We start from the raw sequence: 16,733 nt of genomic DNA on the forward strand, positions 1-16,733 counted from the left end.
ATTAAATTTTGTTGACAGCGATAAATGCATAGAGCGACGCCTAGCTAGCTGACGCAAGTGATTGAAATATAAAATTGCATGTGTTATTGCCTTTCGCCATGAAAAAGCCCCAAAAAATTGGATTTACATCCAATTTTTTGGGGCTCAGGTTAAAAGACGGAGATTTGCGTAGCGAAAGTCGCCAGAAAAGCCCTCGGACTGTCTTTAGACCGCCGTGATCGACACAGCCTTGGAGTTCAGGTAAGCCTCCATGGCTTCCGGGCCGCCTTCGCTGCCGTAGCCGGAGTCCTTCACGCCGCCGAAGGGGAACTCGGCCGTTGGCGTGGCAGCCTGGTTGATCCAGACCATGCCCGCTTCGATCTGGTTCGACAGCAGCTGCACGTTCTTGTACGCACGGGTGTAGGCGTAGGCCGCCAGGCCGAAAGGCAGGCGGTTGGCTTCGGTGATCGCGTCTTCGAGCTTCGTAAAGCTGCGGATCGCGGCAATCGGGCCAAAGGGCTCGTCGTTGAACACCGAGGCGTTCATCGGCACATCGGCCAGGATGGTGGGGGCGAAGAAGTTGCCTTCGCTGCCCACGCGTGCGCCACCGGTGGCGACCTTGGCACCCTTGGCGGCGGCGTCTTCGACGACCTGGGCCATGGCGGTCAGGCGGCGGGCATTGGCCAGGGGGCCCAGGGTGGTGCCGTCGCTCAGGCCATCACCCAGCTTCAGGCTTTCGGCGTGCTTGACGAAGGCGCTGACAAAGGCGTCCTTCACATCGGCGTGCACCAGGAACCGGGTGGGCGAGATGCAGACCTGACCGGCATTGCGGAACTTGGCCGCAGCGGTGGCCTTGACGGCCAGTTCCACATCGGCGTCTTCGGCAACGATCACCGGTGCGTGGCCGCCCAGCTCCATCGTCACGCGCTTCATATGCGAGCCAGCCAGTGCGGCCAACTGCTTGCCCACGGCGGTGGAGCCGGTGAAGGTCACCTTGCGGATGATCGGGTGGGGGATCAGGTACTCGGAGATTTCGGCGGGGGAGCCGAACAGCAGGCCCAGCACGCCCTTGGGCAGGCCGGCATCGACAAAGCACTGCAGCAGCGCGGCAGGGGATGCGGGGGTTTCTTCAGGCGCCTTCAACAGGAAGGAGCAACCGGTGCCCAGTGCGGCGCCGAGCTTGCGCACCACCTGGTTGACCGGGAAGTTCCAGGGCGTGAACGCGGCGATGGGGCCGACCGGCTCCTTGATCACCAGCTGCTGCACATTGGGCACGCGGGCGGGCACAATGCGGCCATAGACGCGCAGGCCTTCATCGGCAAACCATTCGATGATGCCGGCGCCAGCGAGCACTTCGCCCTTGGCTTCGGCAAAAGGTTTGCCTTGCTCCTGGGTCAGCAGGCGGCCAATTTGCTCGGCACGCTCACGCAGCAGCGCGGCAGCACGGCGCATGGTGTTGGCGCGCTCGATGGCAGGGGTTGCACGCCAGACCAGGAAACCCGCCTGAGCGGCTTCCAATGCACGGTCCATGTCTTTCTTGGTGGCATGAGCGACCTTGCCGATGGGCTTGCCGGTGGCCGGGTTCAGCACATCGATGGTCTTGCCATCGGAGGCATCTTGCCATTCGTTGTTGATCAGCAGTCGGGTATCCGGATATGCAGTGGTCATTGCCATTTTTCCTTGCGTGTCTTGGAGGTATCCAGTGGTCGGGCCGTCGCCGGCAGCCCGGAGGATGGCTGCAGGCGATCAGCTTCAAATCCTAACCGCTAGTGCCAATGCGCGTAGTCACCCACGGCAATTTCGACATGCGGGAGCGGGCATGTACCGGATTTCTCCACAATGGGGCCGCAGGCCCGTGGTAAAACATGGGGTTTGCTGCGCGGGCAGCGTTGTTGTACCGCGCCCTGTGCACGCCAGGTTGGCCTGGGCCGCACCACCACGAGACTTTTGGAAGCTTCAGACCATGTCATTGATCCGTACCAGTTCTGCCGTTGTCACCGTTCTTGCCGCACTGCTGGCGGGCTGCGCCACCAACCAGTCGGCTCCCACGCCTGATGCTGCCGCTGCTGCGGCCACCGCCCCTGCGGCCACCGCCCCTGCGGCCAATGCAGCCCCTGTGGCGGCCGGCTGTGCCGACAACGCTTGCGACACCGCGCCCCAGCTGCTGACGGGTGCCTCCCCCCGTTTCCCTTACCCGGCTGGTGCCCAGCCCCAACCGGCCAGCGTGCGCGTGCAGTTCGTCGTCAACACTGATGGCGCCGTCAGCGATGTGAAGACCCTGACTACCACCTCCCGCGATATGGCGACCGAGGTGGAACGCGCAGTGCGCCAGTGGAAGTACCGCCCTGCGATGAAGAACAACCAGCCGATGAAGGTCATCCTGCAGCAGCAGTTCGACTTCAAGCCCTGATGCAGACATAGCGCTTCCACGCGTTCCGCATGACAAAACGCCCGTTGCACCTCAGGTGCCGCGGGCGTTTTTGCCGTGCGGGGCGGCCGGTTCGCCGCTTCAGCGCTTACTTCAGCGCGCAGATGCGTCCGGCCAGCTCGATAAAGCCAGCGCCGCGCTCGCCGCGCGTCACATAGCGCGGCAGGTGCTGCAGCTGGGGCACAAAGCGCTCGATATTGGCCACGCCAAAGCTGTTGTCGAAATGCTGGAACATCAGCTGGTCATTGGTGGAGTCGCCGATATAGCACCACTGCCCGATTTCCGCGTCCAGATCGCGACCGAACAAGGTCTTGACGATCCAGCGCGCGCCTTCGAGCTTGTTGTGCCCGCCAAACCAGCCATTGATATGGATGGAGCTGACGGTGGCATTCATGCCGGCCGCCTGCATCAGCGCCACACAGCGGTCGATATCGGCCTGCGGCATCTGCGTGAACTCGCTGTGGTCCACGGCGATATCGCATTCGCGCCCGGCCGAATCGGTGGCGCGCTGCGCACCCGGCACCGTCTGCTCGATCTGCGCGAGCACCGCCTGCATCTTCGCAAAGTTGGCGACGCGCGTGGCCTCGTCCTGCTGGTAGAGCTTGTCCAGCCCGCCGCTGGCATTGCGGCGCAGCGCCACGGCACCGTTCTCGGCCACGATGGCATCAACCGGCCAGGCAGCGGCAAAGGGCTCGCTCCAGCCCACCGGCCGGCCGGTGATGGGGATCACGGCCAGGCCCTTGGCCTTGAGGGCAGCGATGGCCTGCACCACGTTGTCAGGGACGGCGCCCTCTGTGGTCAGGGTGTCGTCGATATCGGTCAGCAGGCCGAGGATGGGGGTGGCCGGCTGCCATTGGTTCAGAGCAAGCATAGAGAAGGAAACAGCGAGAGGTTAGCGTAAAAAGCGTTTGAGGCGCAGGGTGGGCGCCTCTACCAACAGCCAGGACAGCCAGCCGGCCAGCAAGGTCAATGTGGTCACCAGTGCCAGACTGCTGGCAAAACCCCATTCAGGCCAGAGATAGCGAACCGTCTGTTGGACCGGGAAAGCGTACAGATAAACCCCGTACGATACATCACCCCAGCCTCCTGCCTGGCGAAGCACCGGCCAGGACAGGGTGCCCACGCCCACCAGAACGGCGGGCAGAAACAGCAGCAATGCCGAATAGCTGAAGCCGCATGCCCATAGCATCCCGCCGGCAACACAGGCCGCAGCGCAACAGGCCAAGCGGTAGCGCAAAAACCAGTCGCTGACAGTAGCGATCAGCGACCCAAAGACAAAATACGCAGGAAACTCCCACCAGTGCGTCATGACGCCCCGCAGGTCCATGGTCATTTGGGTGAGGAACCACAGCAGGTAGCCAAGGCAGCAGAAAGCCCATACCCAACGCCAGCGCAACAAACCCAAAACCCCGGCTGCAGCCAGTACGGCATAGCAGCTCACCTCCATGGGAGTGGTCCATAGCGATCCGTTCACCGTATGGGGCAAGGCATTGTTCTCAAAAACCCCAGGCAGGCTCCAGCGAATCTGCAGCAGCATGTTGTGCAGATAGTCCCAGGTCATGGGGTGATGGAAGTAATCGCGCAGAGCTAGCGTCGTCAGGCTTGGGCCCAGCACAAATATGGCCAGCAGTACGACCGCAGCCAAGGCCGGCCAGATGCGCAGCGCACGCTTGGCACAAAACACCCACAAGCGTGGCTGCGAAAACCAGCTGAGCGTCACTAGGTAGCCGCTGATAACAAAGAAAGCCATCACGGCGACACCACCTACCATGGCCACATTCATCCATTCAGGCGGTGTAGTCCCCGTCACCGGATACTGGTGGCTGAACAGCACGGCCAAGGCAGCCGCCAAGCGCAGTGCGTCAAAATTATTGGCCTGGTGCAGGCGCTGCGGTTTCATGCGTGCTTCAGTCTAAGAATTTGTCTTGCATGTGCTGGCAAGATGCATTCGGTGCAAGCCTTAGCCAGCTGGGTAAGCTCAGTGTTCGCTGCGCTGGCGGTACAGCAGCCGGGTCATGCTGAGGTAGTTCACCGTCATCGCGACGAGGGTACCCGCTGCTACATACAGCATCAGCCACAGTGGGCCTTGGGGAAAGATCCAGGCCAGCAACGAGTACACCGCCAAGTTGACTGCGCCCCCGCCCAGCATCAAGCCCAGATAGTGCAGGTACTCGGTCAGCAGGCTCCCGGAAGCGCTGCGGCCCGCAAAGGAAATATTGCGATTGATCAGCCAAGTGGTGGTAGCGGCCAGCCAGAATGATACGGCTCTTGCGGCATACACCCCCAGCGTATCCCGCAGCAAGGTCAGCACCACGACATCAACAACGAAAGCGAGCGAACCGGCGATCAGAAACCAGAGCACCGAGCGCTTGATCTTGAAATCCATCACTTGCTCGGTGTATTGGCCACGGATGCCAGGTATGCAAACTGCTTGATCTCGCGCCGCGTTAAGGTAATGGCTTGCAGGATCAGGCCGGTGACAAAGGATACGCCTCCGCAAACCATCATGGCGGTTACCAAACCCAAGGTGGGAAAGCGCCGCACCATGCCGGTATGGCTGTACTCCATCACGATGGGTACGGCCAGTGCAATGGCGATCAGTGACAGCGCAGCGCCCAGCCAGCCGAAGAACTGCAGGGGCTTCTCGCTGACTACCAGGCGGCCAATGGTCTTGAGGATGCGCCAGCCGTCGCGGTAGGTGGACAGCTTGCTGGCGGAGCCTTCAGGCCGGGCGCCGTAAGGCGTATCGACCTCGGTACAAGGCATGCGCAGCTCCAGCGCATGGACATTCAGCTCGGTCTCGATCTCGAAGCCATGCGAATGCGCAGGGAAGGATTTGACATAGCGCCGCGAGAACACCCGGTAGCCTGAGAGCATGTCACGGAAACTGCCGCCAAAAATCTGCTGCACTGTACCCGTCAACAGCTTGTTGCCCCAGCGATGGCCGGGACGGTAGGTGATGCCTGTGTCGCCCGGTGCGGGTTCGACCTCCACGCGCGCGCCCACCACCATGTCCAGCTGCTGGTCAATCAGCATGTCGATGAGCTTGCGTGCTGAAGGCGCGTGGTAGGTCGCGTCGCCATCGGCCATCACATAGATATCGGCATCCACATCGGCAAACATGCGGCGCACCACATTGCCTTTGCCCTTCAGATTGACATTGCGCAGATGCGCGCCTACTTCAATGGCGATCTCGGCGGTGCGGTCCGTCGAGAGGTTGTTGAAGATATAGATCTCCGCCTCGGGCAGCGCCTGTCGAAAGCCTTCCACCACGGGGCGTACGGTCAGTTCTTCGTTGTGGCAGGGGAGGATGACGGCGATGCGCTGGTTGCGGTAGAGGCTGGATGGGAATTCGGTCATGTCAGGAATTATTTTTTAATCATTCACACGGCTGCCGCATTGTGCCCGTGTTTGAGTTTGGAGCGCAGCATGCCTGCAACCTGCCAGACGACCAGGACCTGCATCGCCAGCGACAAAGGAACCGCTGGGAATATATACAGAATGTAGTTGCTGGGGATGGAAGTGGCTTCCAAAATACCTAGCAATGTTATACGGGTGACGATGGCTGCGGCCATCACGGTAGTTAATAGCCAGGCTCCATTGGGAAGAGATCCGTGTCTGATCCATTGGAATAGCGTGCTGGCTGACCAAACTAACCAGATGACAAAAGATAGAGGTAGACCCACTTCCGAGATTTTGCTCATGGTGGTAGCTATAGCTTGCGCCACTCCCCAACGCAATTTGTCCCGAGGTGAGGTCATGTCCATCTCAAAAACGGGACTGTCAGCCGTGGGTGCTAGCGGGCCGTTGGTCACCACGTCAAACAGCTTCAGATGCAGGAGGGAGCCCAGGCTTTGATATGGCTTGAGCGTACCCCGATCCAAATTCGCCAAGGTGCCAAACACCTCCCAAGTGGCTTTGGCAGAGTCCCAGGCATAGTGTTCTCGCCACGGTGGCAGCATGGTGGCGCGGGGGGGCAGGCAGTCATCATGGCGCAGCTTGCATCCTGCATCGATCTCTTGGGCCAAACGTTGGTAGAACTTGCTGGCTTCTCTAGCACTGCTGTAATGGCCGGCTTCTTCCACTGCACCGCGAACTGCCCACATGAACCAGCCGGACAAGATTTCAGGGCATGGGGATGTCTGAGTCTGCTCGCAACCGGTTTTGCGCCAACCTTCGCCACGCTCGCCCTCGAAATAGGGCTTGAGTTCGCGAGCAGCAGCGCTCATCGCGTAGGCGCGTTCTCGCGCATCTTTAGGGAACAATACATAGCGTTGCCAGTGGTCATGGCGTATACGGGTCAGTGCGCCATAGCCGGAGAGAAAATCAGCGGAGCGAAAGTCGTTATTGCGGTAGACGCCGTACTTGACGTAGTTGATCGTATTAACCGCAGCCACCATCAATGTCGCAATCACCACAGGCAAGGTCATGTAAGCCAGCAAGGCTTTCCATGCGCGTAGAGCCTTGCGTTGCGTCCACAAGTAGTAGCCCAGCATCAGCCCTAGTGCGGGCAGCAGCCACACGCCTTCTTCACGGGTCAGCCAGAACCAACCCCCCACACATCCCATTGCCAGCAGCGATGGCCAGCGCAGACGGAGTTGTGCTGCAGGCGCCAAGCTGGCATCGGCTAGCAACCAACAGCGAACGCCCAGCGCCAGCAAGAACAAGGTCTGCGAGATATAAATACCCTCACGCATCACCCTTGCGCCGGATTGCTCCATCCAGGCTGCTGGTTGGAAGGCCAGCACAGCAAACAGCACCAGGACCAAGTTGCGTGATCGCATTAACTGGCCGGCGATGTAAGCGAAAAAGCCTGCAGAGGCCAAATAAAGCGCATGCTCGGAGAACTTCAACGGCAGCGCGGTTGCGTGGTTGAACAGCAAGAACAGCGGGTAGCCAACGCCTTTGGCATGTGTCAAATTGTCGTAGTGTCCTAGCCAACTGCCCCTGCCTATTTCGGCAGCCAGATGTACAAAGAGCAAATCATCGTGGGACGCCCATCCCACTGCAAAAACGGGAAAGGCCATGCGCAGCCACAGCGACAGGACCGCTAGCGCGAGAAAGGTGTAGAGATGGCTACGCGGTAGCTTCAGATTCTTGTCTGTCATTTATCTCGTGATTGCTGGCTTCTGACGGCAGTTTCTTGGGGTACGAAGCTCTGCGCAGGTTGGGAACTGGGAAAATAAATAAATCGAAGGCAAGTGAAGCACTAATGGGCGTCCTTAATGAAATATCAGTGCCAGTGCCGCCAGTCCGACTAGGTTTGTTCGGTGCGGATTTTGACATACAACTGCCTGGCTCCATTTCCCTGAGCATGTCTAGTAAAAGAACCAAGCGAGCTTCATCACAGTTTTGTAGCGCCACAGGCAGTCCTCTAGGCCGTAAACATCATGGCGCTCTGCCAAGGCTTGACAACGCTATGACATCGGAGGCGCATGAAGGCACATCGGAAGGATTGTTCAGCAGTTTGCGTTCTCCAGTCCGTTTGTCCCATGAAATCAGTGTGATGCAATGAGGAGGCGCTTGGTCTGGATGGGGGATCATGATCTTGAAGCCATTCAGTACCGACACTCTGTTTTGGGTGTTTTGCGGAAGATCTGGGCGAACTATAGGGGTCAGCTGAACGTTTCCCTTTGTGATGGGCTCTGTGATGACTTCCATTCCATGCGCGTCGGGGTCACTCGTCCAACCAGCCCAGCCATGAAGCACCAAGGCAGTTGGGTACTGCGTACCTCGCTCAAAGCCTCCATCGGTGGGAAGTGTGTCAGCATAGCCGGTTACCACATCCGCATGCGCTATTTGCATAAAGCGGTCCATTGGTACCTGCACCGCATCAGTTTGCTGGAGGCGAGGATGAGGCATCAGATCGGGGACCACATGCGCGTAGCGGTTGAAGATCAGATTGCGCTCTTCTGCCGGAATATCTGCAAAGTGCTTTTCCCAAAATGCCATTGGCGGCACTGCATTGGTGTGGCTGAGCGAGCGAAATCCCAATCCGTTGGCAGTGGCTGCATGTAATTGTGGAAAAACCAGAACACCATCGTTTTTCTTCTCTTGCTGTTGCAGATATTTGACCACTTCGTTCGGCTGAAGGTTGAAGATGGGCCAAGCAGACTGCAGCGGATTGAAACGGCCAAATAGCACTGCACCAAAAATCAATGAGGCCAGAGCCAGCGCTTCATGGGTATGGCTTTTGTGCTTGCGTACGAGAAGGTACAGCAAGGCCAGTGGAAACAGGAAAAACAGATCTTCGCCTCGATGGGTTCCCAGCGGAAACTTGAACAACCACCACCCGGCGACGATAAAGATGCTGAGCAGAAGCAATCGGCTGAGCGACAACATCAAACCCAGCACATTGGCTAAGTACAAGACGATGATCGTTAAGAGTACGCCGCTTGCGTACTGCATACGTGCTGGCTCTACATGGTCCCACAGCAGTACTTTGCCAAATACTGAAGGGATTGGCAGCACCATCCAGACAAACTGAACCATGAACCCTGCGAGCAATACCAGGAATATTCTGCGCTTGCTGGTATCACTCCACAGCGCAGCCATATTCCGGTAATCGAGGAAGAACAGCACAGCGACGTAGTAATACATCCCTACGGTTCCGATCTCGCTCATGTTGAGGCCAATCAGGCTGTTGTAAACCCAGCTGAAATTGATTGACGGGAAGATCCACGAGAGCATGAAGCGATCGCCGACCCCGCCGCCCATGGAGTGTCGGCTTCCCGGATAAATGGTGGCACTGGTGGCCGAGAGATAGTCGTAGAGATACAGACCCGCTGTGCCGGCGGCCAAGGCTGCGGCAAGGCCTACCCAGACAAGGGTGCGCGGCTGAAAGAGTCGGGGCTTGCCAGCGACCAAGAGCACCAGGCCCACAAAGGCCAGCGAAATCTGAACTGGCGGGTAGAAGTTGGTCAGCAGCCAGAAGACGGCCGCGTAATAGAACCAGATGAGCTGCCAGTGCAAGCGCAAATTCAGCCAAAAGGGCATGATGACCCATGGGAATATCGCAAGGATGGGGCCCTTCTCGTTCCACCAGAACTGGCTGAATCCGGTGAAATACAGGCCAAAAGACAGCAGCAGGGCTGTGGTGTTGCTGGCACCAAAGCGTTTGAACAGGAATGCGTAGCCCGTGATGAAGAGTGCAAATATGGCAAACCAGTGGAACGAATATGCGTACGCCGGGTTTACCCACCCGTAGAGCCACATCGTGGGTTTGAATGCCATGCCCCAATCTGCGATGGGTAAGCCGTAGTTGATGCGCAAGTCTTCTTGGTATAGCGATGTTTTGTTATAGCGTTCAAAACCGTTGCGGACGGTGGCTTGCGTCAGCGGTGTTACCACGGCCCACTCATCTGCACGGATGGATCTCGCCTTACCGAGAGTAGGCTCGATATCCTGGTAGGCGTAGATATTTTTTAAGGGGTATGCGTACGATGAAGGCGACCAGGCGTTGCCAACGTATACCAGTCCGAAAATGATCCAAAGCCCTAAAAATACACAACGCCTGCCCATTTTTTGCATTGAAAACCTTAATATGAATATTGAAATATCAACACATCGACAGCCGTCAAGAGTTGGTGACTGCGAGTATCACATCAATTGGCGGGGTTTTCACCATGTTCTGGTTCATGGGGAAGCGAGCGTAGCATGCCCCACAGAACCAAGGGAGGCATCGCGAGAGAGAAAGGAACCAGCGGGAAGAGGTAGAGCATATTGTTGCTGGGGATGGAGGTCGCTTCCAAAAAACCTAGCAAGACGACGCGCGTGATAATCCCTGCCGCGACTGCCGATGTGGCCCACCATGCTGCAGATGGCAGCACCCGCTTGCGCAGAAGTTGTAGCCCTGCAGCCGCTGACCACAAGGACCAAACCACAAATGCCAAGGGCAGGGCATAGGTAGAGAGCGTAGTGATTGCCGTGGTCAGCCGCTGAGCCCAGTGCATTCTTAGGTCGTCGCGCGGAGACTTCAGTGTATGTTCGCCCCATGCGCCTTTAGATGCACCTGCAGGAGTTAACGTCCCGTTAGTGACCGCATCGAACAAGGCCAAGTGCTTGTTGTCCCCTTCACTGGCCTGTGTGTGTGCGGGTATCTTTCCCAATGTAGCAAGCGTCTGGAAAACGGCCCAAGAGGCTTCAAGGGTATCGCCGAGATAGCCTACTTGCCACGGGGGTAACAGGGTTTTCCGCATAGGCAAACAGTCGCCCGGACGCTGTTTGCATCCTTTCTCTATCTCGGCAGAGAGCCGGCGGTAGAACGCCCTGGAATCACGAGCGCTGTTGTAGTGTCCTGCATGGGCTACGGCGTCACGAAGTGCCCACATGAACCATCCGGAAAGAATCTCTGGGCAGGGAGACGTTTGGGTTTGGTTGCATCCCGCAGCGAGCCAATGCTGGCCAACATTGCCTTCAAAAAATGGCTTGAGTTCGCGCGCTGCGGAGCTCATCTCATACGCCTTTTCACGCGCATCTTTGGGAAACAGCACATAGCGCTGCCAGTTGTCATGGCGAATGCGCGTTAAGGCGCCATAGCCAGCTTGGTAGTCGCTGGAGCGAAAGTCGTTGTTGCGGAAAGTGCCATATACCGCATAGTTGACCGTATTGATGGTCATGACCACGAGCGATGCAGCTAGCAGAGGAATTGACAGAAAACCCAGAATGGCGCGCCATTGCGAGCGCCAATCCGCTTGGCGTAGCAGCCAATACCCCATCATCAACACCGTCGAAGGGGCTAGCCATATTCCCTCTTCACGGGTGATCCAGAACCAGCCCGCAACCAAGCCAAGCGCTATTAGTGTGCGCCATTGTCTATTTATCTGGCTCATCACTGTTTGGGTATGGGGCAACACCCAGAAACGGATACCCAAGGTAAGCAGCAGCAGTGACTGGGAAATGTATAGACCCTCGCGTACCACACGCCCACCTGCTCCGGCCACCCAGGCGGTGGGGATGAAGGCTAGCAGGAAAAAACAGACTAAGGAAGCGGCACGTGAGCGGTAAAGCTGAGCGACGGTGACTGAAAAGTAGGCGGCAGTGGCTAGGTAGAGAACGTGCTCGCTGAATTTGAGGGGAAGCCCTGTTGCATGGTTGACCAGCATGAACAGGGAATAGCCGATTCCTTTGGAGAGCGTGAGACTGTTGTAATCGCCCAGCCAGTTTCCCAGTCCTATGTCTACAGCATGCTTCACAAACAAAAGGTCATCGTGTGAAGCCCAGCTGACTGCGTGGATAGGAAATGCCATTCGGATCCATAGAGAGAGGATTCCGATCACTACAATACCTGACCAGAAAATGGATGTGGAATTGAGTTGGTTCTTCATTTAAATCTTCGGCAGCGGATGCTAAAGGTTTTGGGAGATGGGGCTATTCACCGATAGTTGTGCAATTGCCGTCGTTGGCACAACTCAGGGCTAATTATTAAATAATGTTCTAAATTTGGGGATCATATCTTCTGGCGGCACACCAAAGGGTCGACGCATGGTGTCAGACCAGTTGTATACAATAATCCCTGCCGGAGGCGGTGAGCCGCTTCCTCCGTTTACAGAGGCGAGGGCCGTAATTGGATCCGCCTCTGTGATCGTCCATGCTTTTTGTTTTCTTTCTGTATTGATGCGCTCAAAATCAAAGGAAGCTCCACAGAAACAAGAAACACCAAAGTTGGTGCCGGAAATTGAACTGGCATCATATGGCCTTCTTAGTATAGTATTTTCTGATTTTTCGTTTGGCATTGGAAGGGTGTTTGTAGTGATGTGTGTAAATAATTTTGATTTTGAAATCCCCTGATTTTCATACTCGTTAGCAATGAATAATATAAAATCTCTAGAGACGTCTCCGAGGATTCTGTGAAAATCTTTGTCGCTGGGCGGATTGCTTGGTCCGTAATTTTGACCATTTATGGGGTTGATGCGATTCGCTAGAGCGGCATATCCGATTGGTGTAGGGTCAAACGGTATGACGGAAGGGGCTACCTCCGTTTCCCAGCCAAAGTCCAGTCCCATGAATAAATTATTGGCTACTGGATCAGTATATATGTTGGATTTAATAAAGTTAGAAATAAAATTTATATCTTCTTTTATTTTTCCTCGAACGATGGAGCTCTCGAAATTTGGTTTTAAGCCATTGGGTGAGTATTCATTGTTCTCATTGCGCCCCCAGCCATTGCTGAACGTGGTTAATGGTGTTCCCCAGTCCGTGTATTCGGCCCAGTTCATGGTGTCAGCTTTAAATGGATTTGCATTGATGGGAAGAATCCATTCGTGATTGGCGTGAATGTAAAAGTAAAAATTATTTATTTTGGCGCTAGTGATTAATGCTTTAAGTTCAATTAAAGCCTCGTGCTTTTTTATTCCTGGATTATCTTGCATCAAATCCAAGGTGTATTTCATGCCAATTCTGAAGCGCCCGTCTGGACAAATTGGGTTGCAAAATGCATTGCGAATATCTTCCGCCATTGCCAATTGGCCATTTGGTAAGATATTAGTGTCTCGCCAATCGGGATAAGTGTTGCCTGTGGAGAATGCTATTATTTGAGGTCGCTGCCATTCTGTTGCGCAAAAAGCTATCGAGCCTTCAGGTGAGGTTGCATAAACATGTGTGTTAAATCTTCCATATTCAGGATTTCCCGGTTTATGCTTCGCCAGATCAATGTCTGCGTACCAGGTCCCCGATCCTGCATCAATTCCTTCGTACCAAGTTACATCATCTTGTCCATTCATTTCTCCCCATGTGGGGAATTGAACCTTCTGGGCATTTAAAACATTTCGTGCATATATCCGCAAAAAGCCTTCATGCGCGACAGTTGTTTTAGCACTGGGCTCAACTGCCCCACAACTTGGCTGGTTAGAAACCCTTGTCCATGTTGTCCCCCCACAAGCGCTCTCCCCTCCAGAGGACGTTTTCACACAAACATGGGTATCGAATCTGCCGTATTCTGGACTGTTGGGCTTGTGTCGTGACATATCAATGTCGGTATACCAAGTGCCGTTGCCTTGGTTTATACCTTCATACCAAAATAGGTCATCTTGTCCTTCAGCTTCTCCCCAAGTAGGAAACCTGGTGGCTGTTATATCAGCTGCAATCCCATGTGCATAAATTCTAAGTGTTCCAGATGTTTTAGTTGTTTGCTCAGCTTCGGGGGAAACATGGCAAGTCTGAGATAAGGCTGATAGAGGTGTTAAGAAAAATAAGTAAATGATAATGGTTTTGAAAAAATTTGGCATTTTTCTGAATTTTTTCGATATTAGTGGGTGTAAAGGGGGTTGGGCTGTATCGCATGCTTGCAATTAATGGGTTTCTATAAGTAGTCTGACTGAAGTAATTTAAATAGATGTATCGATTTTTTAGATGTGAAGTCTTGGGGGTGTGGTTATTTTTGTCCCTTGGTTTGAAATCTATATGCGGGTAAGCGCCGGATTGACTAATTCTGATATGAGCGTTTGTTTTCTCCATGATCTTGTTATAAATAATTTTCATAATAGTGAAATGTTTTTGTATGAGATGCCATGAATATGCATATAGATATTCATGGTATTGGACGGCGTATATGCGATAAATGTGTGTTGACTGAATACCTGCTGAATGCCGTTTTATTTTTAATGTGATCAAGGGCGTTCTATTTGATTGAGGGTGCGGGTGTAGGACATTTCAGGTTGGATTGATATCAATAAAGTTGATGGTCAAGGCAATACCTTGCCCAAGATGTATGTGAAAGAGATACCAATATTGCAAACTGAAATTTCAGGAATGATGGTTGAAGTAGTCATCCTGTGAGTGCTGCGAGTGATACAGATTAAGTTGAAGCACCGGCGCTATGGCAGCCCGTGAGATGTCTTCTTAATACCTGCTAACACGACAGCGGCGTATCAAGCCAACCTGATTTGCAAATCAACGAATCTCAGACAAGCAGAGGTGGCCTAAAGAGGCGATGTAAATTGCGATTGGACGTTGTAAAAACGCATCTCTAACGACCGCATTCAGGCTGAAAAAGGTTGAGGTCATCGGTAGAGCGCAGCCCGTGCATTAGCAAGCTGCTCTCGCTGTGAACCATGGATAGAGAGGGCCATGGGGTCTTGCCTGCAGGCATTGCTAGGCACAGTCTGTAAATGGAAATGAGATTCCCATCGTCTACATGACACTGGTATGCAACAGATGTCTTAGATGTTAGAAGCCAGAATAAGCTAGTGGGTGGTTGCGAAATTTTCGAACAGTAGGACTGCTTAAGACTGCGCATATCTTCTAGGGCGGGCCGTGTGCCTAATACGGCTGAGATGTATCAGCGCAACAAGCGATGTATTGCACGAATGCGAAGGCTGTGTGCATTGCATCGAGCGTTATCAGCTATTTGTTTGAACTATGTTGTAATGATCTAGGCAACAAAACAGCCATTGAGCTGTATTGGATATATTAGACCTCACGTGTGGATAAGGGTCTATTACCCTGCAGCAAGATCGCGAGTCCACGTTGCTCGCCATTCAACCAGCAGCGCTAGTGAGACGAGTCCGTTCATCAACTTCAATGCTTGAATTTGGGATACAAACTACTGCTGAGGTATGTTGGACCTCAACTAATCAATTTTTTGTAAAAACTATATGATATTTAATTTATATCTATATACTGCTCTAAAGGTGGCGGTGTCGCAGGCTTGGGAGATGTTTAGGCTGGCTATATGTGTGGTACATATTGCGACTTAAGTTTTGTCAAGTAAGAATTGTGATTGAGATTGCCTTGTCGCGTTGAATTAATTTAGACTCCATATCAAACAAACGCTATTTGATGGTGTTATTTAAAAGGAGTGAAGATGAATAAGTCTATCGTGATATTTTTTTTGGCTGATCTGCTAACTGTTGATGCTGGTGCGCAAGCTATAAATCAAACTGTTAATAATGGAGTGATATCAATGTCCATTACGCCTGGAGTGCATGGAGGTGCAATTTCGTCACTTAAGTTTGGCAATGTCGAAACCGTTGATTCATTTGATCAAGGTAGACTAATTCAGACTTCAATTTTTTTTGATGCCGGACAAGAAACTGGAGTTTATGTCCCTTGTGCCAATGCAACATTACCTCAGTGGTTGAATCCGCAAGAGGGAGGCGATGTATGTGGAAATCCGTCTCCGACATGGGGGGGAGACGCTGGTGCTATAGAAAGCGGAGAGGTCAATGTTGCTACAACTCCACTAGATTGGTCTGCAGCAGGGGTCAGGCCTGCAGGGTTTCAGATTTTCGGTAATCATAAAATTGGCCCTCTCCCATATATGAATTCAAAATATGTGGCGCGCTTGTTATATACTTATAAATCTACAACACAATCAATAAATCCACTACACTATCTTCATTGGAATACTCCTAATCTCGTTCCTTATGCACCTGCTATGGTATTCAGGGCGAGTGTTCTAAATAGGCTATATGGTTTATCAATGGATGGAATGGAGTGGGTTGATGTGACAGACAGCGTTAGTACCCATGGGGATAATGCATCTTATTATAGATTTAAAGCTATGGCGTGGGCGACTCCAGACACAATAAACGATACCAGCGGCTGGGGTGTCGCAGTCTATGGCGGTTGGACTTTGTCTCAGACTTGCGCTGGTCCTGTTGTAATGGAGTTAACCAGTCAGAATGGTCAATGCCCGAATTACTCAGCGAGTAGCAGAATTCTCAATACGGCTTCAGACGGTCACGGAATAAGTGCGCTTAATTTGCTAGACCAGACTTTACCTGTAATTCCTGTGGCCGGTAGTGAGACTCTAATGCCTCACATTGTCGTGGGAAACTTGGATACGATTCGGAGTATAGTTAATGGGCTATATAGCCAAGGTTATTGAGGTGGATAAATTCTTTTATCATTGATTTAATGTAGGTAAAGGTGGAAAGGAGTCCAGAATTTGCAGGGTCTTTGGAATTGTAATTATATTGTTGCTGCACATTGAACAAAGTATGTGAATTCACCCGCTTAGCCCAGAATAGGTTGTGAATGAGTCAACTTTCTATGTCGCAATTCCCATGTCGGAAATGGTGCGAAATCCGAAGATTTTTATCACAAACCGTTTGCTTGAATAGGATAATGCCGTGCGAGGTATTCGGACCTGATAGTAAAACGAGAGTGGAGGTAATAAAGCAGTGCGCTCCTGGGGGCTCTCGCATGCGCTCGCAAGCCCCCACGCCAGCAGTTCTGCATGGAGCGCTCTGCTCCTCCATTGGTTTTTGGTGGTGAGGAGTTGTTAAACGTGCGTTTGATATCCAGGGCTTGGCAGGGGTGTATAAATAGCTTGAAGCGGTAGGCTAAACCGTTGTTTGTGGTCAAACACTTGAAGGTTATTTCC

At 53.4% G+C, this 16,733-nt stretch carries 11 protein-coding genes; 2 read left to right on the forward strand and 9 right to left on the reverse strand.

Going from position 1 to position 16,733, the window contains the following annotated elements; genetic code table 11:
- Positions 1 to 204: 204 nt before the first annotated feature.
- The gene (locus ACCQ08_RS11585) at positions 205 to 1,647 is read right to left on the reverse strand and encodes an NAD-dependent succinate-semialdehyde dehydrogenase (protein WP_373449849.1); all 1,443 of its coding nucleotides are present in this window, start codon (positions 1,645 to 1,647) and stop codon (positions 205 to 207) included.
- 295 nt (positions 1,648 to 1,942) lie between these two features.
- Between ACCQ08_RS11585 and ACCQ08_RS11590 the strand changes: the two genes are divergently transcribed.
- Positions 1,943 to 2,389: an energy transducer TonB gene (locus ACCQ08_RS11590; RefSeq protein WP_373449850.1), complete on the forward strand. Its 447-nt coding sequence runs from the start codon at positions 1,943 to 1,945 to the stop codon at positions 2,387 to 2,389.
- Between the two features lie 106 nt (positions 2,390 to 2,495).
- On the opposite strand, the gene ACCQ08_RS11595 is transcribed toward ACCQ08_RS11590, so the two are convergent.
- The 8 genes from ACCQ08_RS11595 to ACCQ08_RS11630 form a co-directional block, all read right to left on the reverse strand.
- On the reverse strand, positions 2,496 to 3,278 hold the full coding sequence (locus ACCQ08_RS11595) for an HAD-IIB family hydrolase (protein ID WP_373449851.1): 783 nt from the start codon (positions 3,276 to 3,278) through the stop codon (positions 2,496 to 2,498).
- A gap of 21 nt (positions 3,279 to 3,299) precedes the next feature.
- The gene (locus ACCQ08_RS11600) at positions 3,300 to 4,307 is read right to left on the reverse strand and encodes an acyltransferase family protein (protein ID WP_373449852.1); all 1,008 of its coding nucleotides are present in this window, start codon (positions 4,305 to 4,307) and stop codon (positions 3,300 to 3,302) included.
- Between the two features lie 78 nt (positions 4,308 to 4,385).
- On the reverse strand, positions 4,386 to 4,793 hold the full coding sequence (locus tag ACCQ08_RS11605; protein ID WP_373449853.1) for a GtrA family protein: 408 nt from the start codon (positions 4,791 to 4,793) through the stop codon (positions 4,386 to 4,388).
- Positions 4,793 to 5,767, reverse strand: a complete 975-nt coding sequence (locus ACCQ08_RS11610; protein WP_373449854.1) for a glycosyltransferase family 2 protein — start codon at positions 5,765 to 5,767, stop codon at positions 4,793 to 4,795. The genes ACCQ08_RS11605 and ACCQ08_RS11610 overlap by 1 nt, the downstream gene beginning before the upstream one ends.
- 23 nt (positions 5,768 to 5,790) lie before the next feature.
- A complete protein-coding gene (locus ACCQ08_RS11615; protein WP_373449855.1) occupies positions 5,791 to 7,515 on the reverse strand; it encodes a hypothetical protein in 1,725 nt (574 codons plus the stop codon).
- A 280-nt stretch (positions 7,516 to 7,795) separates the two neighbouring features.
- Positions 7,796 to 9,937, reverse strand: a complete 2,142-nt coding sequence (locus tag ACCQ08_RS11620) for a hypothetical protein (protein WP_373449856.1) — start codon at positions 9,935 to 9,937, stop codon at positions 7,796 to 7,798.
- A gap of 74 nt (positions 9,938 to 10,011) precedes the next feature.
- Positions 10,012 to 11,733 carry a hypothetical protein gene (locus tag ACCQ08_RS11625; RefSeq protein WP_373449857.1) on the reverse strand — a complete coding sequence of 574 codons (1,722 nt, stop codon included), beginning with the start codon at positions 11,731 to 11,733 and terminating at the stop codon, positions 10,012 to 10,014.
- Between the two features lie 90 nt (positions 11,734 to 11,823).
- On the reverse strand, positions 11,824 to 13,632 hold the full coding sequence (locus tag ACCQ08_RS11630) for a GBS Bsp-like repeat-containing protein (protein WP_373449858.1): 1,809 nt from the start codon (positions 13,630 to 13,632) through the stop codon (positions 11,824 to 11,826).
- A gap of 1,577 nt (positions 13,633 to 15,209) precedes the next feature.
- Between ACCQ08_RS11630 and ACCQ08_RS11635 the strand changes: the two genes are divergently transcribed.
- Entirely contained in the window at positions 15,210 to 16,235 is a 1,026-nt protein-coding gene (locus ACCQ08_RS11635) for a hypothetical protein (RefSeq protein ID WP_373449859.1), read from the forward strand.
- Positions 16,236 to 16,733: the final 498 nt, after the last annotated feature.

The organism is Comamonas sp. SY3 (assembly GCF_041730275.1).
Taxonomy (GTDB): Bacteria; Pseudomonadota; Gammaproteobacteria; order Burkholderiales; family Burkholderiaceae_C; genus Comamonas; species Comamonas sediminis.